Source organism: Nocardia otitidiscaviarum NBRC 14405 (assembly GCF_000308635.1).
In the GTDB taxonomy this organism is placed as follows: Bacteria; Actinomycetota; Actinomycetes; order Mycobacteriales; family Mycobacteriaceae; genus Nocardia; species Nocardia otitidiscaviarum.
Map to the genome: position 1 here is coordinate 57,055 of NZ_BAGD01000116.1, position 24,811 is coordinate 81,865.

General features: G+C 69.2%; 26 protein-coding genes. 12 read left to right on the forward strand and 14 right to left on the reverse strand.

The window, feature by feature from the left end; translation table 11 throughout:
* Positions 1–23: 23 nt before the first annotated feature.
* The 6 genes from ON31_RS26270 to ON31_RS38215 form a co-directional block, all read right to left on the reverse strand.
* Positions 24–845, reverse strand: a complete 822-nt coding sequence (locus ON31_RS26270) for an ABC transporter permease (RefSeq protein ID WP_081592744.1) — start codon at positions 843–845, stop codon at positions 24–26.
* The gene (locus ON31_RS26275) at positions 845–1,666 is read right to left on the reverse strand and encodes an ABC transporter ATP-binding protein (protein WP_051037773.1); all 822 of its coding nucleotides are present in this window, start codon (positions 1,664–1,666) and stop codon (positions 845–847) included. The genes ON31_RS26270 and ON31_RS26275 overlap by 1 nt, the downstream gene beginning before the upstream one ends.
* Positions 1,667–1,772: 106 nt before the next feature.
* Positions 1,773–3,137, reverse strand: coding sequence for an amidohydrolase family protein (locus tag ON31_RS26280; protein WP_051037766.1), 1,365 nt, complete (start codon positions 3,135–3,137; stop codon positions 1,773–1,775).
* A 256-nt stretch (positions 3,138–3,393) separates the two neighbouring features.
* On the reverse strand, positions 3,394–4,506 hold the full coding sequence (locus tag ON31_RS26285) for a winged helix DNA-binding domain-containing protein (protein WP_039817459.1): 1,113 nt from the start codon (positions 4,504–4,506) through the stop codon (positions 3,394–3,396).
* 8 nt (positions 4,507–4,514) lie between these two features.
* Positions 4,515–5,489 carry an NADPH:quinone oxidoreductase family protein gene (locus ON31_RS26290; protein WP_039817460.1) on the reverse strand — a complete coding sequence of 325 codons (975 nt, stop codon included), beginning with the start codon at positions 5,487–5,489 and terminating at the stop codon, positions 4,515–4,517.
* A gap of 80 nt (positions 5,490–5,569) precedes the next feature.
* Positions 5,570–7,474 carry a serine/threonine-protein kinase gene (locus tag ON31_RS38215; RefSeq protein ID WP_039817461.1) on the reverse strand — a complete coding sequence of 635 codons (1,905 nt, stop codon included), beginning with the start codon at positions 7,472–7,474 and terminating at the stop codon, positions 5,570–5,572.
* 197 nt (positions 7,475–7,671) lie between these two features.
* Here ON31_RS38215 and ON31_RS26300 point away from each other — a divergent pair, with 197 nt between their 5' ends.
* Positions 7,672–8,445, forward strand: coding sequence for an acyl-[acyl-carrier-protein] thioesterase (locus ON31_RS26300; RefSeq protein ID WP_195122710.1), 774 nt, complete (start codon positions 7,672–7,674; stop codon positions 8,443–8,445).
* Positions 8,446–8,505: 60 nt separating this feature from the next.
* Here ON31_RS26300 and ON31_RS26305 read toward each other — a convergent pair whose 3' ends face one another.
* Positions 8,506–10,176 (reverse strand): FAD-dependent oxidoreductase, encoded by a 1,671-nt coding sequence (locus tag ON31_RS26305; protein ID WP_039817462.1) that lies wholly within the window; start codon positions 10,174–10,176, stop codon positions 8,506–8,508.
* A gap of 288 nt (positions 10,177–10,464) precedes the next feature.
* Between ON31_RS26305 and ON31_RS26310 the strand changes: the two genes are divergently transcribed.
* Positions 10,465–10,956 (forward strand): SixA phosphatase family protein, encoded by a 492-nt coding sequence (locus tag ON31_RS26310; protein ID WP_039817492.1) that lies wholly within the window; start codon positions 10,465–10,467, stop codon positions 10,954–10,956.
* Positions 10,957–10,960: 4 nt separating this feature from the next.
* Here ON31_RS26310 and ON31_RS26315 read toward each other — a convergent pair whose 3' ends face one another.
* The gene (locus tag ON31_RS26315; RefSeq protein WP_039817494.1) at positions 10,961–11,164 is read right to left on the reverse strand and encodes a hypothetical protein; all 204 of its coding nucleotides are present in this window, start codon (positions 11,162–11,164) and stop codon (positions 10,961–10,963) included.
* A 198-nt stretch (positions 11,165–11,362) separates the two neighbouring features.
* Here ON31_RS26315 and ON31_RS26320 point away from each other — a divergent pair, with 198 nt between their 5' ends.
* From ON31_RS26320 to ON31_RS26330, 3 genes are all read left to right on the forward strand, one after another.
* Complete coding sequence (locus ON31_RS26320; protein ID WP_051037769.1) at positions 11,363–11,815, forward strand: MerR family transcriptional regulator; 453 nt, start codon at positions 11,363–11,365, stop codon at positions 11,813–11,815.
* Positions 11,812–12,822 carry an aldo/keto reductase gene (locus ON31_RS26325; RefSeq protein WP_039817464.1) on the forward strand — a complete coding sequence of 337 codons (1,011 nt, stop codon included), beginning with the start codon at positions 11,812–11,814 and terminating at the stop codon, positions 12,820–12,822. The genes ON31_RS26320 and ON31_RS26325 overlap by 4 nt, the downstream gene beginning before the upstream one ends.
* A gap of 91 nt (positions 12,823–12,913) precedes the next feature.
* A complete protein-coding gene (locus tag ON31_RS26330) occupies positions 12,914–13,339 on the forward strand; it encodes a VOC family protein (RefSeq protein WP_029933035.1) in 426 nt (141 codons plus the stop codon).
* Here the strand turns inward: ON31_RS26330 and ON31_RS26335 are convergent.
* Both ON31_RS26335 and ON31_RS26340 read right to left on the reverse strand, forming a co-directional pair.
* On the reverse strand, positions 13,327–13,950 hold the full coding sequence (locus ON31_RS26335) for a GTP cyclohydrolase II (protein ID WP_039817466.1): 624 nt from the start codon (positions 13,948–13,950) through the stop codon (positions 13,327–13,329). The genes ON31_RS26330 and ON31_RS26335 overlap by 13 nt on opposite strands.
* A gap of 96 nt (positions 13,951–14,046) precedes the next feature.
* Positions 14,047–15,018, reverse strand: a complete 972-nt coding sequence (locus ON31_RS26340; RefSeq protein WP_039817467.1) for a GlxA family transcriptional regulator — start codon at positions 15,016–15,018, stop codon at positions 14,047–14,049.
* Between the two features lie 100 nt (positions 15,019–15,118).
* On the opposite strand from ON31_RS26340, the gene ON31_RS26345 reads away from it, so the two are divergent.
* The 4 genes from ON31_RS26345 (at position 15,119) to ON31_RS26360 (ending at position 17,942) form a co-directional block, all read left to right on the forward strand.
* Complete coding sequence (locus ON31_RS26345) at positions 15,119–16,063, forward strand: NADP-dependent oxidoreductase (RefSeq protein ID WP_306306428.1); 945 nt, start codon at positions 15,119–15,121, stop codon at positions 16,061–16,063.
* A gap of 113 nt (positions 16,064–16,176) precedes the next feature.
* A complete protein-coding gene (locus tag ON31_RS26350; protein ID WP_039817469.1) occupies positions 16,177–16,659 on the forward strand; it encodes a carboxymuconolactone decarboxylase family protein in 483 nt (160 codons plus the stop codon).
* A gap of 3 nt (positions 16,660–16,662) precedes the next feature.
* A complete protein-coding gene (locus ON31_RS26355; RefSeq protein WP_029933030.1) occupies positions 16,663–16,974 on the forward strand; it encodes a GNAT family N-acetyltransferase in 312 nt (103 codons plus the stop codon).
* The gene (locus ON31_RS26360; protein WP_039817470.1) at positions 16,971–17,942 is read left to right on the forward strand and encodes a pirin family protein; all 972 of its coding nucleotides are present in this window, start codon (positions 16,971–16,973) and stop codon (positions 17,940–17,942) included. The genes ON31_RS26355 and ON31_RS26360 overlap by 4 nt, the downstream gene beginning before the upstream one ends.
* 61 nt (positions 17,943–18,003) lie before the next feature.
* On the opposite strand, the gene ON31_RS26365 is transcribed toward ON31_RS26360, so the two are convergent.
* Positions 18,004–18,840, reverse strand: coding sequence for a helix-turn-helix transcriptional regulator (locus tag ON31_RS26365; protein WP_029933028.1), 837 nt, complete (start codon positions 18,838–18,840; stop codon positions 18,004–18,006).
* 99 nt (positions 18,841–18,939) lie between these two features.
* Between ON31_RS26365 and ON31_RS26370 the strand changes: the two genes are divergently transcribed.
* Positions 18,940–19,944 (forward strand): aldo/keto reductase, encoded by a 1,005-nt coding sequence (locus tag ON31_RS26370; protein ID WP_039817472.1) that lies wholly within the window; start codon positions 18,940–18,942, stop codon positions 19,942–19,944.
* A 54-nt stretch (positions 19,945–19,998) separates the two neighbouring features.
* Here the strand turns inward: ON31_RS26370 and ON31_RS26375 are convergent, their stop codons facing one another.
* Entirely contained in the window at positions 19,999–20,469 is a 471-nt protein-coding gene (locus ON31_RS26375; protein ID WP_039817473.1) for a PaaI family thioesterase, read from the reverse strand.
* A gap of 144 nt (positions 20,470–20,613) precedes the next feature.
* On the opposite strand from ON31_RS26375, the gene ON31_RS26380 reads away from it, so the two are divergent.
* Positions 20,614–21,246 carry a DUF8020 domain-containing protein gene (locus tag ON31_RS26380; RefSeq protein WP_039817474.1) on the forward strand — a complete coding sequence of 211 codons (633 nt, stop codon included), beginning with the start codon at positions 20,614–20,616 and terminating at the stop codon, positions 21,244–21,246.
* Positions 21,247–21,475: 229 nt separating this feature from the next.
* Here ON31_RS26380 and mqo read toward each other — a convergent pair whose 3' ends face one another.
* Positions 21,476–22,990 (reverse strand): malate dehydrogenase (quinone), encoded by a 1,515-nt coding sequence (gene mqo, locus ON31_RS26385; protein ID WP_051037770.1) that lies wholly within the window; start codon positions 22,988–22,990, stop codon positions 21,476–21,478.
* Positions 22,991–23,208: 218 nt separating this feature from the next.
* The gene (locus ON31_RS26390) at positions 23,209–23,748 is read right to left on the reverse strand and encodes a CGNR zinc finger domain-containing protein (protein WP_039817475.1); all 540 of its coding nucleotides are present in this window, start codon (positions 23,746–23,748) and stop codon (positions 23,209–23,211) included.
* Between the two features lie 38 nt (positions 23,749–23,786).
* On the opposite strand from ON31_RS26390, the gene ON31_RS26395 reads away from it, so the two are divergent.
* Positions 23,787–24,758 carry an EamA family transporter gene (locus ON31_RS26395; RefSeq protein WP_039817477.1) on the forward strand — a complete coding sequence of 324 codons (972 nt, stop codon included), beginning with the start codon at positions 23,787–23,789 and terminating at the stop codon, positions 24,756–24,758.
* The last annotated feature ends 53 nt before the right edge of the window (positions 24,759–24,811 follow it).

The following is a 24,811-nucleotide window of genomic DNA, read 5'->3' on the forward strand; positions in this document are numbered from 1 at the left end:
TTCTCCACAGGTGAGGATGGAATTCAGCGACCGGAGGCGTGCCAGCGGCCGACCGTGAGACGTTGCGCGGCGGTGCAGAGGGCGAAGACGGCGACGCCGAAGAGGGCGGCGAGCAGCAGTGCGGCGAGCAGGTCCTCCGATTGCAGCCGCGCCCGATAGGTGTCGAGCAGGGTGCCGATGCCCGGCTGCCCCTTGGCGAAGAACATGTCGCCGATGATCGCGCCGGTCACCGCGAGTCCGGCGGCGGTGCGCAGGCTGGTGAGGATGGAGGGCAGCGCGGCGGGCAGTTCCAGCGACAGCAGGCGGCGCAGCCGAGTGGCCCGGCCGAGGGTGAACAGTTCGCGCAGGTTGGCGTCCACGGACTGGATGCCGAACAGGGTCATGGCGATGATCGGGTGCACGGCGATGAGTACGCAGACGATGGTCCGGGCGGACATGCCGTAGCCGAACCACAGGCCGATGAGCGGCACCACGGCCAGCACCGGAATGGCCTGGAGCACAACGGCGTACGGGTACACCACGCGCTCGATCGCCCGGGCCTGGCTCATCAGCACCCCGATGGCGACGCCCAGGACCGCGGCGACCAGCAGCCCGACCAGGGCCACCCGCGCGGTCACCGCGAGTGCCCGCAGCATGGGCTCGACGGTGGCCGGGTCCAGCAGCGATTCGGTGAGCACGGCGTGCGGCGGCGGCAGCAGGAAGCGCCGCTCGGGAGCGAGCAGCAGCAGCGATACCGCGTACCACGCCCCGAGGGCGAGGCCGACGCACACCACCGGCACCAGGGCCTTGGCGAGCAGGGGACGGACGGTCGAGCGGGTCGGCGCGCCCAGCGTGCGGGTGGCCATCAGCAGGCCGCCCGCAGCGAGCTGGAGACCTGGGCGACCAGGCCGGTGAAGGCGCTGTCGAACCGCAGGTCCCGGTCGCGCGGGTACGGCAGGTCGATATCGATCACTTCGTGTACGCGCCCGGGCCGGGCGGACATGACCACCACGCGCCGCGCCAGGAAGACCGCCTCGGAGACGGAGTGGGTGATGAACAGGGCCGTGAAGACGTTGTCGCGGTAGAGCCGCAACAGTTCCTCCTGCATGCTCAGCCGGGTGATCTCGTCGAGCGCGCCGAAAGGTTCGTCGAGCAGCAGCAGGCTCGGTTCCAAAGCCAGTGCGCGGGCGAGGGATACGCGCATACGCATACCGCCGGAGAGCTGGCCGGGGAGTGTGCCCGCGAAATCGGCCAGGCCGACCGCCGCCAGGGCGCGGGTGGCGCGGGCCCGGCGGGTGCCGCGGTCGACGCCGCGCAGTTCGGCGGCGAGTTCGACATTGCGCAGCACCCGCCGCCACGGCAGCAGGGTGGCCTCCTGGAAGATGAAGCCGACCGAATCCGTCTGGACCGCAATACTTCCCGATGTCGGTTGCTCCAATCCCGCGGCCAGGCGCAGCAGTGTCGACTTACCGCAGCCGGAAGGCCCCACCACGGCGACGAATTCGCCGCGCCGGACCTCCAGATCGATATCGGTGAGGGCGACGATATCGCCGGAGCCCTGGCCGTCGTAGCGCTTGCCCACCCCCGTGCAGGTGATTTCCGGAACCGGTGCGAGCGGCTCGGTGACCGAGCGCCGCTCGGTGTTCGGGGCGGTTCCGGTGTCGCGCACCGTGTCGTAGAGCACCACCGCGCTCACCTTCTTTCGATGATCTTGCGTGCAATCAAAGCGTCCATATCAGTTTGATCGCACATAATTACGTGCAATTGATGTCTTGTTTCGCAGTTGTTAACTGTTATTGCATGTCAAGCAGCAGCTTGGTCAGGGCCGGTTCGTCGATGCGCGTACTGCGCCCGTCGCGCAGCACCGCCTCACCGTCCACCCAGACGGTGTCCACCACCCGCGGCGAGGCGGTGGTCAGCACGGTCGCCCCGGGATCGCGGACCGGCAGGCAGGCGAAGTCCCGGTCGAAGCGCAGCAGGGTCAGGTCCGCGCGGTCCCCCACCGCGATTCCGACCGGACCATCCGAACCGCCCAGGGCGGCAGCGGCACCGCGGGTGGCCATCCGCATCATGTCGTCGAAGCCGAGCAGATCGGCGCGTGCGTGCGTGACCCGCTGCAGGTACGCGCCCATGCGCAGCGCCAACAGCATGTCCTGGGTGTCATTGCTGGCCGCGCCGTCCACGCCCAACCCGACACCGATGCCCGCGGCCAGCATGGCGGGGATCGGCGCTACCCCGCTGCCCAGCCGCATATTGCTGAGCGGGTTGTACGACACCGCGACACCGCGCTCGGCGAACAGCCCGCGGCCGTACTCGTCGAGGTGACAGCAGTGCACCGCGAGGGTGCGCGGCCCCAGCAGGCCGCCGCGATCCAGATAGTCGACCGCCGAGCAGGACGCGTGCGCACGGCACATGTCCTCGTCGGTGCGGGTCTCCAGCAGATGGATGGAGATGGTCTTGCCGGTGCGATCGGCGTAGTCGCGCACGGCGGCCATCCCCTCGGGGGTGAGGCAGCGCGGATTCGGCACGGCGAGCGCGGTCGTGACCCGCGTGTCCGCGAGCCTCGCGTCGAGCGTGTCGATGTGCGCGAAGACCTCCGAAAGCGGTTGCAACAGGCGTGGATCCATACCCCAGCGGCGGGAGGCGTCGGCCCGGTCGGCCAGGCCCCGGCCGAAGACCACGCGAATGCCCAGCTCGTGCAGGGCGCGCAGGGCCGCGTCGTGTACGGCCGCCGAGGGATTCGGCCACATGTGCTCGACCACGGTGGTGACACCGCCGCGCAGCAGTTCCAGACCGCCCGCGAGGGCGGCGGCATAGGTCTGCTCGGGCGTGGCCGCCACCGTGAATTCGCCTACGCAGTGCAACCATTCGAGCAGCGGCAGCCCCTCCCCCGCACCGCGCAACACGGACTGCTGGAGGTGGGTGTGAGTGTTGACGAAACCCGGGATCAGGTGGCCGCCGCTAGCGTCGACCGTGGGAAGCGACCGGCCCGCACCGGCTTTCGGCCCGATGGCGGTGATACGGCCGTGCTCGACGACCACATCCTGTCCCGACGTCCACCGAGGCCCCCCGACGGTCGCGGTGTAGACGGTGACATCGCCGATCACGACACTGTCGTTCACAACGTTGCCCGAGGCGGCTGCTGACTGCGGCACCATGCGGCATTCCTCTCGAAATGCGGCTGGTTCGCCCGCCCCGATCCGGGCGGTGCACCGCGTCCGTTGCAGCCATGAACGTGGTGCCCGAAAGCCTAACGGCGCGCTGTTTCCGCCGGGTTAAGGCTGCCGTCTGCGCGTCGAGGACTTCGCCGCACATCCGCTGTCCCGGCCAGCGAGCTCGCACGGTCGACCGCAATCCGCCCGGGGCACGTGAAGGATTGGAACCAGCCGCGCCGAGAGGGTGACCGGGAGCGCGTCAGGGGCGTAGATCCGCTCCCGGGGAAAGGATTTCGACGCTCGGGCGCAGCTCCGGCTCCAGGAAGGCGAGCAGCGCCTCCGCCTCGGCCGTGACCGCGTCGCGGTCGGCGCCGCTCCATTCGGTGCGGGGGCTGATGCGCAGGCGGGCCGTCCCGCGCTCGGTGAAGATCTTGTAGACGCCTGCGAGGTAGCCGTCCACCAGGATCGGGGATACGGCGGCGGCGAAGGTGCGCAGCGGGGGCGCGCCGCCCTCCGGGATGATGCGCGTCCGGTCCTGATGGGAGAGCACGGCATTGTCGTACCAGCCGAGCAGGCGAACCGGGGCGGGGGTGTCCGGGTCGGCGAGTTCGGCGTCGGCGGCGTCGTAGAGGGTGCGGCCGCGCTCGTCGGTGTAGGTGCGCACGCGGTCGCCGAGCCGGTCCATCGCGGGCTTCATAGCGGTGAGCTTGGACCAGGTCTGCATATCCATGGTGGTGGCGGGGCCGAAGGCGCGCAGGTAGCGCAGCAGCAGTTCCTCCAGCGGATAGGTCGGGTCCAGGGGTGCGCCGAGCCAGGGTTCGACCCGGGACCACACCGGGCGGCTGTTGTCGCGCCAGCGGCCGCGCGGCGGGGTTTGCAGGACCGGCAGCTGGTACAGCCAGGTCTGGACGATCGCCCCCGGATCGCGGTCCGGGTAGAGCTCGGCGGCGCGTTCGCGCAGAGCGGTGGCGGACATGGGTTCGTCACCGAGCACCGCCTCACCGTCGGCGCGCACCCGCACCGGATCGAGGCCGACCATCGCCCCGTAGTTGAACCCCTTGCGGAAGGGCACCTTCTCCAGTTCGGGTTGGATATGCGGGGCGATGCGCAGCGCGTCCGCCGGGGTGACCAGGTGAATGGTGCCGCGCATCAGGGTGATTCGCACCAGGGAGCGATCCTCCAATGCCGCCGACACCGGTTTCGGGTCGAAATCGGCGATGCGGCTCCACAGCGCGACGAATGGCGGCGGGACGTCCTGGGCCTGCAGGCCGACCAGGTGCTCGCACATCTCGCCCACCGTGAGCGACGAGCGCTCCAGCAGATGTTGGCGGGCGAGCAGGGTGCGGTTGAGCACCCGATTCGACAGTTTCATGGTTCGGCTCAGCGCAGGGTGACGACGACCTTGCCGGTGGCGGTGCGCTTGTCCAGTGCCGCAACGGCTTCCGCGGCGTGGTCGAGGGTGTAGAGGACCGGTTCGGGCGGCAGGATCTTGCCGTTGGCGAGCAGCGGCTCGACCTCGGCCCACTGCTCCTGGAGGTAGCCCGGGTGGCTCATGGCCCATTCGCCCCAGGCCGCGCCGACGACCTCGACATTCTTGAGCAGCAGCCGGTTGACCTTCACGGTGGGGATCTCACCGGCCGTGAAGCCGACCACCAGCAGGCGACCGCCGGAGGCGAGGGAGCGGATGCTGTCGGTGAAGCGGTCGCCGCCGACCGGGTCCAGCACGATGTCCACGCCCCGGCCGCCGGTGAGCTCCTTGACCGCCGCCAGCCAGCCGTCGGTGAGCACCACGTCGGTGGCCCCGTTGGCGCGGGCGACCTCGGCCTTCTCCTCGGTGCTGACCACCGCGATCACCCGGCCCGCGCCCAGCGCCTGTGCCATGCGCAGGGTGGAGGTGCCGATGCCGCCGGCCGCGCCGTGCACCAGCACGGTCTCGCCCGCGGCCAGGCGACCACGGTTGCGCAGGCAGAAGTGCACGGTCAGATCGTTGAACAGCACACCGGCGCCCGATTGCAGGGAGATGTTGTCGGGCAGCGTGAACACCATGTCGACGGGTGCGACGGCGACCTCGGCCATGGCGTTGCCGAGCAGGGTCAGCGCGACCACCCGGTCGCCGGGGGCCACGTGCGCGCCCTCGGGGGCTGCGCGGACGACTCCGGCGATCTCGCAGCCCACGACGTACGGCATGGCCGGTTTCATCTGGTACAGGCCGCGGGTCATGAGGACGTCGGGGAAGGCCACCCCGGCCGCGTGCACGTCGATGACGACGCCGCCGGGATAGGGCGCGGGCTCCGGAATATCGACGACCTCGATCGCCTCCGGCCCTTCCAACTTGCTCACCACGGCTGCACGCATGCGAAGTCTCCGATCTACCCGGCGTTGGATGCCTTCCGAACCTAACCGATCCACGGGCGATCCGTCCGGTTCGGTCGGATTCAGCGGCTGGCGTACTCGATCATCGCCTGGTCGGCGAGCACCTCGCCGTCCCGCATGATGGTCAGCGAGCGCGGACCGATCTCGTACCGGGTGCCGTCGGCGGGGTTGGTGACGGTGAAGCCATCGGCTGCGGGCACCGGATCATCGAGTTCGATCCGCGCACCGTCGCTGAGCCGCACCCCCTGGTAGTAGTAGCGGCCGACGCCGGTGCGGCACACCACGAATCGGGAGGCGGCGGTGTGGCCGACGGCGTAGGCCGGATCGTCGGCATTGCAGCGTGGGCCGACCGCGTCGACGAAACCCTGGCCATCGCTGCCGGACACCGAATCCGGCAGCGGTCCGAGGGGTGGGGCCGACGGCGCGGAGGTGGTGCGCGCGTCGGCGGGCGTGGTGACGACCGAGGCGGGTGCCGTGGAGGTCGGTGCGGCGGGAGTCTGTGCCACGGATGTCACGTCCAGCGGCACTCCGGGCGACGGCCGCGCCGTGACGGGCGACGTGATCGCCCCCGGCCGGTCGGGGGTTCCGTCGTCGCGCAGCGCCACCCACCCCAACGCGGCCGCCAGTCCCACCACGGCGACCCCGAGCACACCGACCAGCACCGGCAACCGCGAACGCTGCCGCTCCTGCGGCGGCAGCGGCCCGGACGGATGTTCCCGCCACCCCGCCCCGCCCACCGGAACCGGGTCGCCCCCCGCGAACCCCGATGCCCCGCCGAACCCGTGGAAGTCGGCCTCGCGGCCGGAAACCGGGCCGTCACCGCCGGAAAACGCGATGGTCCCGCCGAGTGGCGGCCCCTCCCCTCCGGAACCCGCCACACCACCGAAAGGCTCCCCCGCACGTCCCGGTTTCGTCCCACCGCCGGGTGTCCGCGCCGCATCAGCGGGATGCTCGGCATCCCCGTCGCCCGCCTGTCCGGCATCGGCGAGACGGCGATCGGCCGGACGCCGGTCAGCGGGGTGCCGGTCAGCGGGTGGGTGGTGCGGGCGGGTCGTGGGGTTCGGGTGCGGTGCCGGGAGGACCACTGTCGGTGCGGTGGGCGGCGCGGTCGTGCGGGTCCGGTCCGCATCGGCCGTCCGCAGCAGGGCGGCGCGGGCGGCGCGGGCCAGCTGTCCGGCCGAGGTGTAGCGGCGGGCCGGGTTCTTGGCCATGCCGGTGGCGATAACCTGGTCGAAGGTGGCGGGGACGCCGGGCCGGGCGCTCGGGCGGGGCGGGGGCGTCATCAGATGGGCGCGGATCGCCGCCAGGTTGCTGTCGGCCGCGAAAGGCACCTCGCCCGTGAGGGATTCGTACAGTACGCAGGCCAGCGCGTAGGTGTCGACGGCGGCTCCGAGGTGGCGATTCCCCTGTTCGAACCGCTCGGGGGCCATGTAGGCGAAGGAACCGATGGCGCTGCCGGTGTTGGTCAGCTGCACATCCGATTCGATGTACGCGATACCGAAATCCACCAGGTAGGCGAACATGTCATCGGTCAGCAGAATATTGGCGGGCTTGATGTCGCGGTGCACCAGTCCGCCCTCGTGCGCGGCATCGAGCGCGGCGGCGATCTGCTCGACCACCGCGACCGCCGCGTCCGGCGCGAGCGGGCCCTCCGCCCGCAGCCGCGCCTTCAGATCGCGCCCGCGCACCAGCCGCATGTCGATGTAGAGGACCCCGTCCACCTCACCCCAGTCGTGCACCGGGATGACGTGCGGTTCCTGCAATCTGGCGGCGGTCCGGGATTCACGCCGGAAGCGCTCCACATAGCTGGGGGTCCCGGCCAGCTCCTGGTCCAGCAGTTTCAGCGCCACCACCCGGTCCCGGACGGTGTCGTACGCCTCGTAGACCTCGCCCATGCCGCCGACCCCGAGCAGCGTACGAAGTTCATACTGCCCGAACCGCGATCCGGCCCGCGCCCCGGCAACCACGTGCGCCTCCCCTGCCTGATGTACAACCAAACAGGCTACGGCCTGGACAGCCACCCTGTCATGCCCTGGAAAATGAGTAGGTGACTCGACGCGAGGGGCGGGCGACCGCACCGTAAAGTCGTGTCCAGCAAGCACCGCACGAGAACGCGGCACACCGGATCCACCCCATGGGTCACCGTGTCGCGCGAGGAGCACCAGTGTCACTCGATGAGCCACTCGCCCCGCTGAGTCAGGAGGGCTTGGGCTTCGCCTCGGCGTGGCCCGTCCGGGCCGGCGATGTGGATCCGTACAACCGGCTGCGTTTCGACGGCATGGCCCGCTACCTGCAGGACATCGCCTGGGAAGACTTGCACTCCGGCAGCTTCCACCGCACCGACCCGAGCTGGATCGTGCGCCGCACGGTCATCGATGTGGTCCGGCCGGTGTACTGGCCGGATCGGGTGGAGCTACGCCGCTGGTGTTCGGCCCTGTCCACGCGCTGGACCAATATGCGGGTGCGGATCACCAGCGAGAACGGCGGTCTCATCGAGACCGAGGGTTTCTGGATCAATATCAACGAATCCACCAATATGCCGACCCGCATCAGTGACGAGGGGCTGGCCCAGCTGGCCCGCACCACCGATGAGCACCGGCTGCGGTGGCGACCCTGGCTGACCGATCCGATGCCGCCGGAATCCGATGTGGATCTGCCGTTTCCGCTGCGCGCCACCGATATCGACCAGTTCAACCATGTGAACAACGCCGTGTACTGGCAGGCGGTGGAACAGTACCTGGTGGACTATCCGAAGCTGGTGGCCGCGCCGCACCGTGCGGTGATCGAGTACATCGCGCCGGTGCAGGCGCGCCAGCATCTCACCGTGCGGGCCCGCTACGAGCCGGGTGATCGCACCGGGCATCCGGTGCTGCGGCTGTGGTTCGTGGTCGGCGGCATCACGACGACAACGGTGCGGATCGGTCCGCTGCCGGGCTGAGCCGAACGTCGCACGGCACGGCCGCACCGGGTTCCTGTGCGGCCGTGCCGTGCGTTCGGACTAGCTCTTGGCGGCTTTGAGCAGGTTTTCCAGGCTGGTGAATTTCACGCGGGGGCGGCCCGCGGTCTTGCCCGCGGTCTTCTCCGCCGCGTCGATGGCCTTCCAGCCCGCCCGATCCACCAGATCCGGCTGCCGCTGCGCCAGTAACGCCCGCAACGCCGCCCGATCCGCGCTCGGCGCGGCCAGCTTCCCGGCGGTGAAATCCTCGATCAACGCATCCACGGTCTGCGCGGAATCGACCCGATTGGAACCGATCACCCCGCGCGGACCCCGCTTGATCCACCCCGACACATACACCCCGGGCAACGGCGAACCATCGGCTTGCAGCACGCGCCCCTTCTCGTTCGGGATGACCCCGTTGACCTCGTCGAAGGGGATATCGGCCACCGGCTCGCCCCGATACCCGATCGACCGCAACACCAGCGACGCGTCGAGACAACCGGTGCGGTCCGATGCGCGGGCGACGGTACGACCGTTCTCGGTGACCAGGTCGTTGTGCACGAACTCCACCGTCTCGGCCTTGCCGTCACCGGTGATGGCGGTCGGCGACACCAGATACCGGAACACGATCCGCTTGTTACCCGGCGTCGGCGTCTTGGCCGCGTACTCCTGCGCGAGGGTGTACTTCAGCTTCAGGTGCGGTTCGACGTCCGGATCATCCAGCACCGCCCGACTCTCCGGGTCCAACTCGAGATCGGCCGGGTCCACCACCACGTCCACCCCCTTCAGGTGGGTGAGCGCCATGAACTCCGGGCTGCTGTAGGCCGCCTGCAACGGGCCGCGCCGCCCCAACACCACCACCTCGGTGATGGTGCTGCGCCGCAACGCGTCCAGGGCGTAGTCGGCGACATCGGTCTTGGCCAGGGCCTCGGGATCCATCGTCAGAATCCGCGCCACGTCCAGCGCGACATTGCCGTTGCCCACGATCACCGCCCGCTCACCCGACAGATCGAACTCCCGATCCGCGTAGTCGGGGTGCCCGTTGTACCAGGCCACGAACTCCGTCGCCGAATGGCTGCCGGGCAGGTCCTCGCCGGGCACGCCCAGCTGCCGGTCGGTCGACGCGCCCACCGCGTAGACCACGGCGTGGTGATGGGCCATCAGCTCCTCGTGGCTGATGTGCTTGCCGACCTCGACATTGAGGTAGTACTGCAGGGTGTCGCGACGGAATGCCGTCTCGAACATGTTGGCCACCAGCTTGGTGCCCGCGTGATCGGGGGCCACGCCCGCCCGGACCAGACCGTAGGGGGTGGGCAGCCTGTCGAACAGCTCCACCTCCACCTCCGCGCGCCGCAGCAACTCCTCCGCCGCGTAGCAGGCGGCCGGACCCGCCCCGATCACCGCCACCCGCAACGTGCCCAGTTCCTTGGGCGCGCGCGTCGGCGCGACCAAAGGCTCGAAGTTGGATTCCAGGGGGTGGCGCTGGAAATAGGCGGCGTTCACGTCCTTGAACCGGGCCAGCGACGCGGTCAGATCGTCCTCGGAGAAAATGGCCTCCACCGGACACGCGTCCACACACGCACCACAGTCGATACAGGTGTCCGGGTCGATATACAACTGCTCAGCCGTCGCGAACTCCGGAGACTCCGGCGTAGGACGGATGCAGTCGACCGGACACTCCGGAACGCAGCTGGCGTCGTTGCAACAACGCTGCGTGATCACATAGGCCATATCTCGCAGATCCTCGAAACAGTCGCGGTGCTACTCAGCTCGGGTTCGAGCGGGGTCGGTAGAACACGTTCTAATATAGGTGTCACGCGGCATGGATCGGCACACCGGTGTGACGTCCCCTTCAGTGTGCCTCGAGTGTGACGGTGATCTCCCGTCGGGCCACGAGCTGAAATGTGAACTGTGTCTCCGCGCGTGCGATCGACGCATGACAACCGGGCGGTTTCGGCATTCCGGTCACGGTCCGCGTCCTGCCCCCGAGCGGGCACCGCAGGACTTACGGTGGTGCGCATGGCGCGGACGCTCATCCTCATGCGGCACGGCAAATCCGGCTATCCGGACGGGGTCGCCGACCACGATCGACCGTTGGCCCCGCGCGGACGGCGGGAGGCGGCACTGGCCGGGGATTGGCTGCGGGAAACGCAGCCGGCGGTGGACGCGGTGCTGTGCTCGACGGCCACCCGCACTCGGGAAACCCTGTCCGCGACCGGGATCAGCGCCCCGGTGTCCTACGAGAAGTCCATCTACGAGGCGTCCCCGCGCACCCTCATCGAACTCGTCCAGCTCACCGACGACGCGGTGGCCACCCTGCTGATGATCGGGCACGCCCCCGGGATGCCGTGGACGGCATGGGAGTTGGCGAGCAACCGCGACTCCGAGGCGGCGGAGCGGATGAGCCGAAAATTCCCCACCTCCGCCCTGGCGGTGCTGGAATTCGACCGGGCATGGCGGGACGCCGATCCGGGCACGGGAGATCTCCGACTCTTCCACGTGCCGCGCTGAGGGCTCAGCCGAGCAGCTTTCCCTTCCACACCACGACACCGCCGAACACCAGCAGGAGCAGCAGCGCCGGGAAGAACCCCAGCAGCCACCACACCACACCGAACACGGCGACCACGGGCAACAGCGCGATCCCGGCGATGACGGGATTCTCCCGCACCGTCTCCAGCGCCGAACGCCCCCGGATGCGATCTATGTCTTTTCCAGCCATGACACCAGCGTAGGCGCGCACGGCGGCAAGGTCAGCGCAGTCGATCCAAGTCGATCGTGAGGTCACAGGGGAAATCACCGCGGTAGGTGCCGGTCATTCGTTGTGACGTGGGCTTGGGATGCTTTCCGGAGAATGGGGCTTGCTTGGAGTGCACTCCAGGTGGTTAGCGTCGGTGGGGTTCGACGAGAGGAGCGAGCGGTGAGTGTGGCGGCGGTGCGGTACGAGGCGGACTACGAGCTGCCGAAGTATTCGATCGGTGAGGTGTCGGAGCGGTCCGGGCTGACGCGGGACACGCTGCGGTGGTACGAGCGGATCGGGCTGATGGATTACGTGGGGCGCGATCACACCGGGCAGCGGCGATTCAGCGATCGGGACCTGGACTGGCTGACGCTCATCGGGAAGCTGCGCCGCACCGGGATGCCGGTCGCCGACATGGTCCGCTACGCGGAACTGGTACGCCAGGGTGACGAGACCTTCCCGCAGCGACTCGAGATGTTCCGCCGCACCCGCGAGGACGTGCTCGCCCGCATCGCCGAACTACAGCAGACCGTGGCCGTTCTGGACTGCAAGATCGCGCTGTACGAGGGCGATCCGACGCGAGACTGGCGGACCGTGGTCACACCGAACACACGCGAAGGGAAACACGTATGACCACCACGCGAGCACTGCCCACCACCGCCCTCGGCGAGACCCGGGTCGGGGTGCAGGGCTACGGCTGCATGGGTATCAGCGAGTTCTACGGTCCCACCGATGCGGACGAAGCGCGGGCGACGCTGGAGCACGCCCTCGAGCTCGGGGTCACCCTGTTCGACACCGCCGATATGTACGGATCCGGGCACAATGAGGAGTTCGTCGGCGAGTTCGTCCGCGCCCACCGCGAGAATGTGGTGCTGGCAACGAAATTCGGCATCGTGCGGAGGGCGGACGAGCCGACCTACCGAGGTATCGACAACTCCCCCGACTACATCCGGCGCGCGGTGGACGCCAGCCTGCGACGGCTCGGCATCGACGTCATCGACCTGTACTACATGCACCGGCGTGATCCGCGGGTGCCGATCGAGGAGACCGTCGGTGTGATGGCCGAACTCGTGGCGGCGGGCAAGGTGCGTCAGCTCGGGCTCTCCGAGGTGACCGGGCCGGAGCTGCGCACCGCGCACGCGGTGCATCCGATCGCGGCCGTGCAGTCGGAATGGTCGGTGTTCTCCCGGGATGTGGAACGGGCCGTGGTCCCGGCCGCCGCCGAACTGGGCGTGACCTTCGTGCCGTACTCGCCGCTGGGTCGGGGCTTCCTCACCGGCACCGTGGCGGCGACCGGCGAACTGGCCGAAGGCGATACGCGCCGGGCGTTTCCGCGCCTGTCCGGCGAGAACGCGGTACGCAACGCGGAACTGCTGGCTCCGCTGCGGGCCGTCGCGGAGGCGCGGGGCATCACCCCGGGGCAGGTCGCGCTGGCCTGGGTGCACGCGCGGGCGCGGGTGCACGACCTGTCGGTGGCCCCGATCCCCGGCACCCGCCGCCGCGACCGGTTGGCGGAGAACGTCGCCGCCGCGACGGTCGAACTGACCGCCGACGAGCTGGCCACCCTGGAGCCGATCGCCGAGCAGGTCGCCGGAAACCGGTACGCGGACATGAACTTCACCTCGGCCGGACGCGAATAGCGGCGACCGCCGGGCGTTCCGGGTGTGGGAGTTGACTCTCCCGCTGCGGGAGACCCGATGCTGGTCTCACCATCGAGAAAGGGATTCAGCCATGATCACCAGCATCTTCCCCACCCTCTGCGCCGACGATGTGGCGGCGGTCCGGGACTTCTATGTGGAGCTGTTCGGCTTCCAGGTGGTGTTCGACAGCGGATGGTATGTGCAGTTGGAGGCGCCGGACGGGGCCAAGCCGCAGATCGGCGTGGTGGAGCGCAGCCACGAGAGCGTGCCGGAGGCGTACCGGGTGCTGCCGTCGGGATTCCTGGTCGCCATCGAGGTGGACGATGTGGACGCGGTGCACGCCCGGGCCGTGGAGATGGGGCTGAAGATGCCGCTCGAGCTGCGCAGCGAGGACTTCGGCCAGCGTCACTTCATGACGGTCGACCCGAGCGGGGCGCTGGTCGACGTGATCACGCCCATCCCGCCGAGCGCCGAGTACGCCGAGAACTACGCACAGCCCGAGGCTCAGGCGATCTGAATGGTGTGGCCGGTGTGGTCGGCCTTGGCCCGCAGGTAGCGCAGGTTGCTGGGGGTGGCGTGCACGCCCGTGCGGACGGTGCGGCGCACGCCCACCCCCAGCGCGTCCAGCTGACGCGCCTTGTCGGGGTTGTTGGTGAGCAGGTCCAGCTCGGAAATGCCCAGCGCCGTGAGCATTTGGGCGGCGGCGGTGTAGTCGCGCGCGTCCTCGGGTAGGCCGAGCGCGGTATTGGCCTGGTAGGTGTCGAGCCCGGAATCCTGGAGCGCGTAGGCGTCGAGCTTGTTGTACAGCCCGATATCGCGCCCCTCCTGCCGCAGGTACAGCAGCACGCCGCCGGTGTCGGTGATGCGCTCCACCGCCTCGCGCAGCTGCGGACCGCAGTCGCAGCGCGCGGAGCCGAAGACGTCGCCGGTGAGGCATTCGGAGTGCAGCCGCACCAGCGGCACCCGCCGCGGGTCGGGCTCCCCCAGCACCAGCGCGAGATGTTCCCGGCCGTCGCTCAACCCGTCGAAGGTGACCGCCTCGGCGGCGGTCGCGTACCCGTCCGCGAAGGTCAGCGGAATGCGCACGCGCGTCCGCACGCCCGCGCCGGCGCGAGTGCTGCTTTCCATAGCGGCTCCGAGATCGCAGTGACCGTTCGATGGACAGTGAACTCGACCGCACGCCCGGTTATTCCGGACGAAGGCCCCGCCGCGCCCGGACGCGGCTCACGCGGCGCGGCGGAAGGTGCGCCGGTAGGCGTGTGGTGAGGTGTTCAGCAGGGCGCGCATATGTTGCCGCAGCGAGTTGCCGGTCCCGAAGCCGGACCGTTCGGCCACCAGATCGATGCTCAGATCGGTGTGTTCGAGCAGCTCACGAGCGCGGTCCAGACGCTGGGCGGTGAGCCAGCGGCCCGGCGTGACACCGACCTCCGCGCGAAAGCGCCGCGTGAAGGTGCGCACGCTCATCCGCGCGTGCGCGGCCATGTCGTCCAGGGTGACGGGGGCCGCCAGCCGGTCCAGCAACCAGGCCCGGGTGGCCGCGGTGGACGCGGCGTCGGGATTCGGCACCGGACGTTCGATGAACTGTGCCTGACCGCCGTCGCGCCACGGGGGGACGATCAGGCGGCGGGCGACCCGATTGGCGAGGGCCGCGCCGTGATCTCGGCGGACCAGATGCAGGCACAGGTCCAGGCCCGCGGCGACCCCGGCGGCGGTGAGGACGTCGCCGTTGTCCACGAACAGCACGTCCTCGTCGACCTGGACCCGGGGGTAGGCGCGACGGAACGCGGCGGAGTGCATCCAGTGCGTGGTCGCGATCCGGCCGTCCAGCAGCCCGGCCGCCGCCAACACGTAGCTGCCCGTGCAGATGGACACCATGCGGGTTCCCGGGCGTATCCGGGCCAGCGCGGCGGCCAGCGACGCGGGCAGCGCACCGCCGTGTTCCAGCGCACCGAGGTCCTCGGCGGGCGGCACGATCACGGTGTCGGCGAGTTCGAGCGCCTCCGGACCGCGTGCCACCGCCACCGACAGCCCCTCGGCGGTCGACACCGGCTCGCCGTCCGCACTGCAGACGACCACCTCGTACAGCCCGCCTCCGCCCTCGTCCTCCGCGAAACCGAAGACCCGCGAGGGAATTCCGAGTTCGAGCACGGGTACCTGATCGAGCGCGAGGACGACGACGCGGTGCGGAACGGCCATGGCCGGATCCTGTCACATGTTGACCATCCGGCCACTACTGCGACCCGAGATTCCGGCGCAATCTGGTGACCGTTCGTTCACCGACGAGAGGAGAGCAGTTGTGAGCACCGGTGACACCATGCGCGCCATGATCGTCCGGGAGTGGGGTGGGCCCGAGGTCCTCACCCTCGCCGAGCTCGCGCGTCCGGAGCCGGGCGTGGGCGAGATCCAGGTGCGCGTGCACGCGGCGGGCGTCAACCCGGTGGACTGGAAGACCCGGGCGAGCGGCAGCCTGATCGCCTGGGGTACGCCGCCGATCCTCGGCTGGGATGTGTCCGGCGTGGTGTCCGCGGTCGGTCCGGGGGTGAGCCTCTTCCAGCCCGGTGACGAGGTGTTCGGCATGCCGAGCTTCCCGGCGCAGGCGGGGGCATACGCCGAGTACGTGGTCGGCCCCACCCGGCACTTCGTGCGCAAACCGCGGGAGATCGACCACATCCAGGCCGCGGCCCTGCCGCTGGCCGCCCTCACCGCGTGGCAGACGCTGGTCGACACCGCCGGTGTGCGCGCGGGGCAGCGCGTCCTGATCCATGCCGCCGCGGGCGGCGTGGGCCACCTGGCCGTGCAGATCGCCAAGGCGCGCGGCGCGTACGTCATCGGGACCGCCCGCGCCGACAAGCACGACTTCCTGCGCGATCTGGGCGCGGACGAGCTGATCGACTACAGCGCAGTCGATTTCGCCGAGACGCTGCGCGATGTGGATATCGTGGTCGACGGCATCGGCGGCGCGTACGGGGAACGCTCCCTGCGGGTGCTGCGGCCGGGCGGCCACCTGGTGACCCTGCCCGACGCGGATTCGGTGCCCGATACCACCGGCCGGGATGTGCGGGCGGGCTGGACCGTGGTGGAACCCGACGCCACGGGCCTGCGAGAGATCGTCGACCTGATCACCACCGGCCGCCTGCGGGTCGAGATCGACACCGTACTGCCGCTGACCGAGGCGGCGAAGGCGCATCTGCTCGGGGAGAGCGGGCGTACTCGCGGCAAGATCGTGCTCAGCGTCGCCTGAGGGATGAATCCGGCTCCCGCGGTGTGACTTCCGCCCCTCGATCCCGGTTCGCGACGCGCGGTGGCGTGGATCGGGGAGCGCGGAGCCACCCTTCCGCATACGATGAACCGACTATGCAGTCTCCAGCGGTTCCCGCCCGGGTCTGGATCGACAAACAGTCACCGGCGATATACCAGGCCCTGAAGGGCGTCGCGCAGTCCGTTCGCACCGCCGCCGCGGCCGTCGATCTCGATCGGGCCGTGATGGAGTTGGTGAACGTGCGCGTGTCCCAGCTCAACGCCTGCCCCGTCTGCCTCGATATCCACGAGCGAGCCGCCCGGGCGGCGGGGGTCACCCCGCAGCAATTGGCAGTGCTCCCGGCCTGGCGGCGCGACCCCGAGCTGTACACCGACCGCCAGCGAGCGGCGCTGATCCTGGCCGAGAGTGTCACGAATCTTCCGGATGATGCGATCTTGGAGCGTGAGTATGCTGCTGCGCGGCAACATTTGTCGGATGACCAGATATCCGTTGTGATCTGGGCTGCGACCACGATCGGCGCGTTCAACCGAGTGTCGATTCTGAGCAAACATCCGGTGCGGGTGCGGAAGGAGAACTGAACAATGAGCGAACAGGCCGTCGTGGCCGCGGTCGTGCGCAACGACACGCAACACCGGTACGAGGTGTGGTACGGCAACTCGCTCGCAGGTTTCAGCGAGTATCGGGAACGCGACAACGACACCGTCTTCATCCACACCGAGGTGGACAGCGAGTTCAGCGGTAAGGGGCTGGGCAAGGTGCTCGCCGAGGAGGCGGTCAAGGACGTGATCGAGCGAGGGAGGGTTATCGTGCCGCGTTGCCCCTTCATCAAGGGTTGGTTGGACAAGCATCCGGAGTACGACGAGCACGTCGTCGGCAAGGGCATCAAACGGTGAGCGACCTCGAGTCGCGTCCGGAGGAGTCGCTGTGCGAACCCTCCGGAAGGCCGGGGCCGCGGGCGGAGTTCTTCCCGTCCCGCGAGGTGCCCCTCGGCGGGGTGCGCGGGGTGACCGTGCACCGCAGCCTGCCACAGCGTGACCTGCCGACGGTCGGCGCGTGGTGCTTCCTGGACTACTTCGGGTCGAATTCGCCCGCGAATCCACAGGGCCACGATATCGACCCCCACCCGCACATCGGATTGCAAACGGTCACTTGGCCTTTGGAGGGCCGCATCCGCCACCGCGACAGCGTCGGCTCGGATGTGGAGATCCGGCCCGGACAGCTGAACCTGATGACCTCCGGACGGGGTATCGCACATTCGGAGTACCGGGTGCCGGGACATCCCTCCGGACGCGGCCTCCAGCTGTGGATCGCACTGCCGGACGAAAGTCGCGGTATCGCACCACATTTCGAACAGCATCGGGAGCTGCCCGGTTTCGAGCTGCCGGGAGTCTCCGGCACCGTGCTGATCGGATCGCTCGGCGGCGCGACCTCACCCGCCACCGCCTACACCCCGATCGTGGGCGCGGATCTGCGGGTCGACGCCGGGACCGATGCGCGGTTGCCGTTGGACCCGGCGTTCGAGCACGCCGTGCTGGTGGTGGACGGCGCGCTGTCCGTCGACGGCACCCCGGTCGAGCCCGGCAGCCTGTTCTACCTGGGCAGCGATCGCACCGGAATTCGCGTGCACGACACCGCGGGAGCACAGCTGCTGCTGATCGGCGGCGAGCCGTTGGACGAGGATCTGGTGATGTGGTGGAACTTCGTGGGGCGCAGTCACGAGGAGATCGAGGCGGCCCGAAATGATTGGGAGAAACACGATCTCGAGCGTTTCCCGGACATCGCGGGACACACGCCGCAACAGCGCATCCCGGCGCCGCCGCTGCCGGGGCTGCACCTGAAGCCGCGCAAGAGGCGGTACTAGCACCATGATTCGCTCCTATTCGTGGGGGCGAAGGCGTCGCGCTGGGTGACCGCGGGCGGGCCTATCTCTCGCTCATCAGCTGCGTGCCGATCACCCGGAGCAGGTCCAGCTTCTCCTGGGTGTCGGTGCCGGGTTGCGGATAGTAGACGAGCAGGTGTCGGGTGGCGCTGGGGGTCAGCAGCGGCTCGCACACCAACTCGAGCAGCCCCACCTCGGGATGGATCAGTCGTTTGACGTAGCCGGTGCCCGCACTGACCTCATGGTCGTCCCACAGCCGCTCGAATTCCGGGCTGCGCTCGCGCAGGCGGCGGATCAGGTCGATCACCTCGGCGTCACCGGATCGCCGCGCCGCGGTCGCCCGCAGGCTCGCGACGTGGTGGCGCGAGAGTTCCTCCCAGTTGTCCTCTGGAAACTTGCGGCGATCATCCGGGTCGGTGAACCACAGCCAGGGCACACAGCGGTCCAGACCCCGGCGGTCGCCGAGATCGCCCACCAGCAGGATGTGCATCCGGTTCTGTACCAGCACCTCGCCCAGATCGGAGATGACGCAGGCCGGAGTGTCGTCGAGCTTGGCCAGCACATGCAGCAGGCCCGGGCCGACATGCGGATCACCGCTGCGCGGCGGCTCGTGTCCGCACAGGTGGTAGAGGTGGTCGCGCTCGCCGTCGGTGAGCCGCAGCGCCCGGGCCAGCGCGGCCAGTACCTGCGTGGACGGCCGGGGCGCGCGCGACTGCTCCATGCGCGTGTAGTAGTCGGTGGACACGCCCGCCAGCAACGCCACCTCGTCGCGGCGCAGGCCCGGGGTGCGCCGCCGGTTGCCGGGCGCCAAGCCCACATCCGAGGGTTGCAGCACCGAACGGCGTTTCCGCAGGAAATCGGCTAGTTGGTCACGATCCACCCCTCCACTGTGCCGGATCATCAGGGATCAGCCAGGGATCGCTTGACCCTGGATAAGCGGGTCCTGCCACTGCGCCGGGCGCGGTCGCAGGATCGAACCATGATCGAAATCGCGAAGCACCGCCTCGGCGACACCGGGCCCGCCGTCTCCCGCATCGGACTCGGAGCCATGGGCATGTCCGGGATGTACGGCGCGGCCGACGACGCCAACTCCATCGCCACCATCCACGCAGCGCTGGATTCGGGCGCGAACCTCATCGACACCGGCGACTTCTACGGTATGGGACACAACGAAAGCCTCATTCGCACAGCGCTTTCCGAACGTTCGCGCGACGATGTGGTGCTGAGCGTGAAGTTCGGCGCACTGCGCGGGCCCGATGGCGACTGGAATGGCTTCGACGCCCGTCCGGCCGCCGTGCGCAACTTCCTGACCTACTCCCTGCAGCGGCTGGGCACCGACCACATCGACATCTACCGGCCCGCGCGGCTGGACCCGACCGTGCCGATCGAGGACACCGTGGGCGCCATCGCGGAGCTGGTGCAGGCCGGATACGTGCGCCATATCGGTCTGTCCGAGGTCGGCGCGGCCACCCTGAAGCGCGCCGCGGCCGTGCATCCGATCGTCGACCTGCAAATCGAGTACTCGCTGATCTCACGCGGCATCGAAGACGCGATCCTGCCCACGGCACGGGAACTCGGTATCGGCATCACCGCCTACGGGGTGCTGTCACGCGGCCTGCTCAGCGATTCACTGCTCGACCGGACATCGCTGGAAGCCCGCGACTTTCGCGCACACAGCCCACGCTTCCAGGGCGAGAACCTGACCGCGAATCTGCGGCTGGTGGGGGCACTGGCCGAGCTCGCGGAGCGGCGCGGCGTCACGGTGGCGCAGCTCGCCATCGCGTGGGCGCTGGCCCAGGGCAGCGATATCGTTCCCGTCATCGGCGCGCGCCGCACCGAGCGCTGGACCGAAGCCGTTGCCGCACTGGACATCCAGCTTTCCCGGGACGAGCTGACCGCGATCGAGGCCGCGGTGCCCGCCGACGAGGTGGCGGGTGACCGCTACGCCGCCGAGCAGATGGCGATGCTGGACAGCGAGCGATAGTCGAAGGGGCCCGCGGCGACGGTTCGCTGGGCAATGCCGCGGCCGCCGCGTCGATCAGGTGCGGCGGGGGCGGATGACGGCGGTGAAAGTCGCTGTGGCGACGGCCTTTCCGGTGCTGTCGGTGATCGTGACCGGGACGGCGAGTTCGATTTCGGTGCGTGACTCGATATTCGCGCGCATGGTGTCGACAGTGCCGTCGGGGAGTTCGGAGGTGGCGAGGAAGGGGCTTGCCGTGCCCTTGGCGCGGGCCAGGTATTCGATCTTGCCGTCGCGGGCGACGATGAAGGTCTCGCCCATCAGGTCCACGATGCCGGAGACGGCCGCGCCCATGGCGGCGGTCTCGGCGAAGCCGAAGAGGATGGCGGCGTGGACGTCGCCGTTGTGATTGAGATGTTCCGGCCGGGCCGCCATCCGCACCACATTGCGGCCGCTGGCGAAGTCCTCGGCGTCGATACCGGCGAACTGGATGAAGCCCAGCTTCTTGAAACCATCCATCACCAGGGCGCCCATGGTCGCGCTGTCCATCGCATCTCCGATCGAATTGAAACGTGTTCCATTTTCTATACCGGGTGCGCACGGGGTTGTCCATGCTCGGAAAGCGGACGAAACGGTAATAGCGGTAAGTTTTCTGCGACGTGCCTACCGCAGCCGCGCCGACGAAAGAACACGATGACCCTCAGCAAGATCACCGCCACCGCTCTGCTCACCCTGGGAGCCACCGCCCTCTCCGCCGGAATCGTCCACGCCGATCCGGCCGCCCACGTTCAGCCCGCGCCCCGGGCGGTCGCGATCCACGGAAACGACCACGGCGTCGGCTATCTCGTCGCCCTCTCCGATGACCAGCGTTCGGCGGTCACCACCCTGCGCTCCGGACGCTTCGTGGCGGCCGCCGACAGTGTCGTCCTGCTCGACGACGCCGGGCGAACGGTGACCACCCTGCCGCTGGCCTTCGATATCGCCGGGCAGCGGGTGGAACTGCTGCCGACCGTGGACGCGGCGGGGCGGCAGCTGACCCTCTCCCCCGTCGGCGCGGCAGCCACGCCGCTGCGCGACATCTCCGCACAGGACACCTTCTGGGCCGAATTCGAGAAGGCCAAGGCCGCCGGGATCGCCGGACTGGTCATCGGCGCGGCCATCGGCGCCGTGCTCGGCTTCCCGCTGGGCCTGTTCGTCATCGATTTCATCACCGTGCCGGTGGCCGCCGTGGTCGGCGGTGTGATCGGTGGGCTCGCGGGCCTGGCCATCGGCGGCGGCCAGCCCCTCATCGACGCCGCCGTCGCCTACGCCAGCGGACAACCCTGATCCATCCGGGCCGCGCCGAAGACGATGCCCCGCCGCACATTCCGGTGCGACGGGGCATTGTCGTCACGGGGTGACCCGAATGCAGCCTGGCCAGGCGGCGGCCGCATTCGAGCCGGGGACGGCGTTCGGGCCGCCGCATCCCCGTCGCAGCCCGGGATCGCTCGCCCGAGCTCCGCGACCGGCCGGGCGTCGCCGCCGTGATCGGACGGACAACCGCGCCGGAGCCGGATCAGTCGGCGGACGGGGCGGCCAGGCCGAGTATCTCGGCGGTGCGGGTGGCGGTGCGGCGGGCCAGGGCTTCGTTGTCGATCAGGGAGCGGCCGATGGTGGGCATGAGTTCGCGCAGGCGCGGCGCCCACAGGTGGCGGTAGTGCGGGAAGCAGCGGCGCAGCACCTCGAGCATGATCGCGGGGGCGGTCGAGGCGCCGGGGGACGCGCCGAGTACGGCGGCGATGGAGCCGTCCTGGGCGGCGACGACCTCGGTGCCGAATTCCAGGACGCCGCCGCGCACCGGATCGGCCTTCACGATCTGGGCGCGCTGGCCGGCGTCGATCATGGTCCACTCGTCGCCCACCGCGGCGGGAAAGAATTCCCGCAGTGCGGAGATCTTGCGCCGCCGCGTGGACGCCAACTGGCCCGCCAGCAGCCGCACCAGCCCCAGATTGCTCGCGGTCATGGCCGCGAGCGGGCCGATATTGTGCGGCCGCAGCGAGGCCGCGACGTCGAATACCGAGCCCTGCTTCAGGAACTTCGGACTGGAACCGGCGTACGGGCCGAACAGCAGCGTCTGCTGGCCGTCGATGATGCGGGTATCCAGATGCGGCATGGACATCGGCGGCGCTCCGGCCGGAGCCTTGCCGTAGACCTTGGCGTCGTGCCGCTCGACCACGGCCGGATTGTCACAGCGCAGGAACCGTCCGCTCACCGGCAGCAACCCGTAACCGCGCACCTCGGGGATTCCGGCCCGCTGCAACAGTTTCAACGCCCAACCGCCCGCACCGGCGAAGACGAAGCGGGCGTCGACCCGGGAGGTGATGCGGTCATCGGTGTCATCGGTCGCGACCAGCCGCAGCTTCCAGGAACCGTCGTTGTTCTTGCGCAGCCCCCGCACCTCGTGCCGCAGGTACACGTCCACGCCGAGAGTTTCCAAGTGCGCGAACAGCTTCCGGGTCAGCGTTCCGAAATCGACATCGCTGCCGGTGATATCGCGGGTGGCGGCGACCGGTTCGCCCTTGGCGCGGCCGCGCAACAGCAGCGGCGCCCATTCCCCGATGGCCTCCGGGTCCGCACTGAACCGCATGGAACCGAAGAGCGGATGCTCCGACAGCGCGGCATGGCGGCGGCGCAGAAAATCCACATCGCCGGCACCGCGCACGAAGGTCATATGCGGTACCGGATTGATGAATTCTTGTGGTTTGTCCAGGATTCCGTCTTCCACCAGATGCGACCACAGCTGGCGGCTCAACTGGAATTGCGCATTGACCCGCAGCGCCTTCTCGATATCGACGCCACCGCCCGGTTTTTCCGAGGTGTAGTTGAGTTCGCACAGCCCCGCGTGCCCGGTGCCCGCATTGTTCCAGGCCGCCGACGCCTCGCCCGCCACCTCCGGCAATCGCTCGTAGACCGCGATGGACCAGGTCGGTTCCAGATGCCGCAGCAGAATTCCGAGCGTCGCGCTCATGATCCCGCCGCCGATCAACACCACGTCGTAAGTACCCAGCGGCCCATGCCGTCTCGTCGTCATTGCCGAAAGACTCCCAACCGATCCTCGAGCGAGCAGGGGCACGCTAACACCGGAGTTGTACGCGCGTATAGCCGGAGCGGAAGCGACAGTGATAAACCCAACAGCTGACTCTTTTGCGACGTCGGTGGGCGAATTGGCAACGCAATTCCGCACTCGAGCTGCGATTCCGGTCGCCTCCGTCTCCCGGCCGCTCCGAGCAGGGTTGCGACTGCCGCAGGCTACTTCTTCCGCGCGCGGTAGGCCGCGACCGCGTTGCGGTTGCCGCATGCGGTGCTGCAGTAGCGGCGGGAGCGGTTGCGGGAGAGGTCGAGGAGTATGCCCTCGCAGTTGTCGTCGGCGCAGACGGCGAGGCGGGAGAGTTCGTCGGCGCGGATGAGGTCGATCATGGCCATCGCCGTTTCGACGGCGATGCGGACGGGGAGCGGGGCCTCGGGTGGGACGGCGTGGATGTGGTAGTCGAGGTCGTCGTGTCGGACCAGGCGAGGAACTGCCCGATGCTCGGCGAGGATGTCGTTCACCAGCACGACAGCGGCGTCTCGGTCGCTGGTGAGCAGTCGGCGCAGCACCGGGCGCAGGGCGCGGACCTCCGCGAGTTCCCGCTCGTCGCCGGTCCGCACGCCGGTGTAGCCGTGCCGGGCGAAGAAGTCGGCGAGCTGCGCGGTCTCGGTCAGAGTATCGGGCTTGTCCGGTTCCGCCGCCGTGTTCACCAGCTCCACCGCCGCAGCCATGGACGCCTCGGTGTCATGAGCAAAAACCATGTTGACACATTACCAAACTCCACTTAGCGTCATTAGCCATGGCGACATTGACCCATGACATGGCGGTTCGGAATCGATTGCGGTCCGGGCTGCTGCTCGCCCTGCTGTCGGCGTCGTCGTTCGGGCTGTCCGGCTCGCTGGCGCGCGGGATGATGAACGCGGGCTGGAGTTCCGCGGCGGTGGTGGCGGTACGCGTGCTGCTGGCGGCGGCGGTGCTCGCGCCGATCGCCTGTGTGCAGCTACGCGGGAACTGGAAACTGTTGCGCGACAACGGCGCACTGATCGTCGGGTACGGGCTGCTGGCCGTCGCGGGTACGCAGCTGGCCTATTTCAACGCCGTCGCCCATATGGAGGTGGGCGTGGCACTGCTGGTCGAGTACACCGCGCCGGTGGCGGTGGTGGGCTGGCTGTGGCTGCGGCACCGACAGCGCCCCGGGGCCACCACCGTGGTCGGCGCCGTGGCCGGACTGACAGGGCTGGTGCTGGTACTCGATCTGACCTCGGGGGCCGATACCAGCGGGGTCGGCATCGCCTGGGCGCTGGCGGCCATGCTGGGCGCGGCCTCGTACTTCGTCCTCTCCGCCCACGGTGACGGGTCCCTACCCGGAACGGTGCTGGCCGCCAGCGGTTTGCTGATCGGCGGCGTGGCGCTGCTGGCCGCGGGTGCGATCGGCGTGCTGCCGTTCCGCGCGAGCACCGAACCCGTTGTCTTCCAAGGCTTCACCACCGCCTGGTGGCTGCCACTGCTGTTCCTGGGTGTGGTCACGGCGGCACTGGCCTACGTCACCGGTATAGCGGCCACCCGGCTCCTCGGGTCGCGACTGGCCTCCTTCGTGGCCCTGTTCGAAGTGCTGGCGGCACTGGCCTTCGCATGGGCGCTGCTCGGCGAAGCGCCGCGACCGATTCAATTGCTCGGCGGCGCACTGATTCTCATCGGCGTGGTGACGGTGCGGTGCGGTGAGCCGGAGACAGTCACAATCGACGACACAGCGCCCCCTGCCTCGCGGTAGCACCGGCTCGGCGGCGATCTGTCCTCTATGTGTCGCGGGGTTTCGATCGCCAC

What these genes read in the sequence shown, in the direction of transcription:
- ON31_RS26270 (WP_081592744.1), bottom strand. Translation starts at nt 845, where the DNA reads ATGGCCACCCGCACGCTGGGCGCGCCGACCCGCTCGACCGTCCGTCCC.
- ON31_RS26280 (WP_051037766.1), bottom strand. Translation starts at nt 3,137, where the DNA reads ATGGTGCCGCAGTCAGCAGCCGCCTCGGGCAACGTTGTGAACGACAGT.
- ON31_RS26285 (WP_039817459.1), bottom strand. Translation starts at nt 4,506, where the DNA reads ATGAAACTGTCGAATCGGGTGCTCAACCGCACCCTGCTCGCCCGCCAA.
- ON31_RS26290 (WP_039817460.1), bottom strand. Translation starts at nt 5,489, where the DNA reads ATGCGTGCAGCCGTGGTGAGCAAGTTGGAAGGGCCGGAGGCGATCGAG.
- ON31_RS26305 (WP_039817462.1), bottom strand. Translation starts at nt 10,176, where the DNA reads ATGGCCTATGTGATCACGCAGCGTTGTTGCAACGACGCCAGCTGCGTT.
- ON31_RS26310 (WP_039817492.1), top strand. Translation starts at nt 10,465, where the DNA reads ATGGCGCGGACGCTCATCCTCATGCGGCACGGCAAATCCGGCTATCCG.
- ON31_RS26315 (WP_039817494.1), bottom strand. Translation starts at nt 11,164, where the DNA reads ATGGCTGGAAAAGACATAGATCGCATCCGGGGGCGTTCGGCGCTGGAG.
- ON31_RS26325 (WP_039817464.1), top strand. Translation starts at nt 11,812, where the DNA reads ATGACCACCACGCGAGCACTGCCCACCACCGCCCTCGGCGAGACCCGG.
- ON31_RS26330 (WP_029933035.1), top strand. Translation starts at nt 12,914, where the DNA reads ATGATCACCAGCATCTTCCCCACCCTCTGCGCCGACGATGTGGCGGCG.
- ON31_RS26335 (WP_039817466.1), bottom strand. Translation starts at nt 13,950, where the DNA reads ATGGAAAGCAGCACTCGCGCCGGCGCGGGCGTGCGGACGCGCGTGCGC.
- ON31_RS26340 (WP_039817467.1), bottom strand. Translation starts at nt 15,018, where the DNA reads ATGGCCGTTCCGCACCGCGTCGTCGTCCTCGCGCTCGATCAGGTACCC.
- ON31_RS26350 (WP_039817469.1), top strand. Translation starts at nt 16,177, where the DNA reads ATGCAGTCTCCAGCGGTTCCCGCCCGGGTCTGGATCGACAAACAGTCA.
- ON31_RS26355 (WP_029933030.1), top strand. Translation starts at nt 16,663, where the DNA reads ATGAGCGAACAGGCCGTCGTGGCCGCGGTCGTGCGCAACGACACGCAA.
- ON31_RS26370 (WP_039817472.1), top strand. Translation starts at nt 18,940, where the DNA reads ATGATCGAAATCGCGAAGCACCGCCTCGGCGACACCGGGCCCGCCGTC.
- ON31_RS26375 (WP_039817473.1), bottom strand. Translation starts at nt 20,469, where the DNA reads ATGGACAGCGCGACCATGGGCGCCCTGGTGATGGATGGTTTCAAGAAG.
- ON31_RS26380 (WP_039817474.1), top strand. Translation starts at nt 20,614, where the DNA reads ATGACCCTCAGCAAGATCACCGCCACCGCTCTGCTCACCCTGGGAGCC.
- mqo (WP_051037770.1), bottom strand. Translation starts at nt 22,990, where the DNA reads ATGACGACGAGACGGCATGGGCCGCTGGGTACTTACGACGTGGTGTTG.
- ON31_RS26390 (WP_039817475.1), bottom strand. Translation starts at nt 23,748, where the DNA reads ATGGTTTTTGCTCATGACACCGAGGCGTCCATGGCTGCGGCGGTGGAG.
- ON31_RS26395 (WP_039817477.1), top strand. Translation starts at nt 23,787, where the DNA reads ATGGCGACATTGACCCATGACATGGCGGTTCGGAATCGATTGCGGTCC.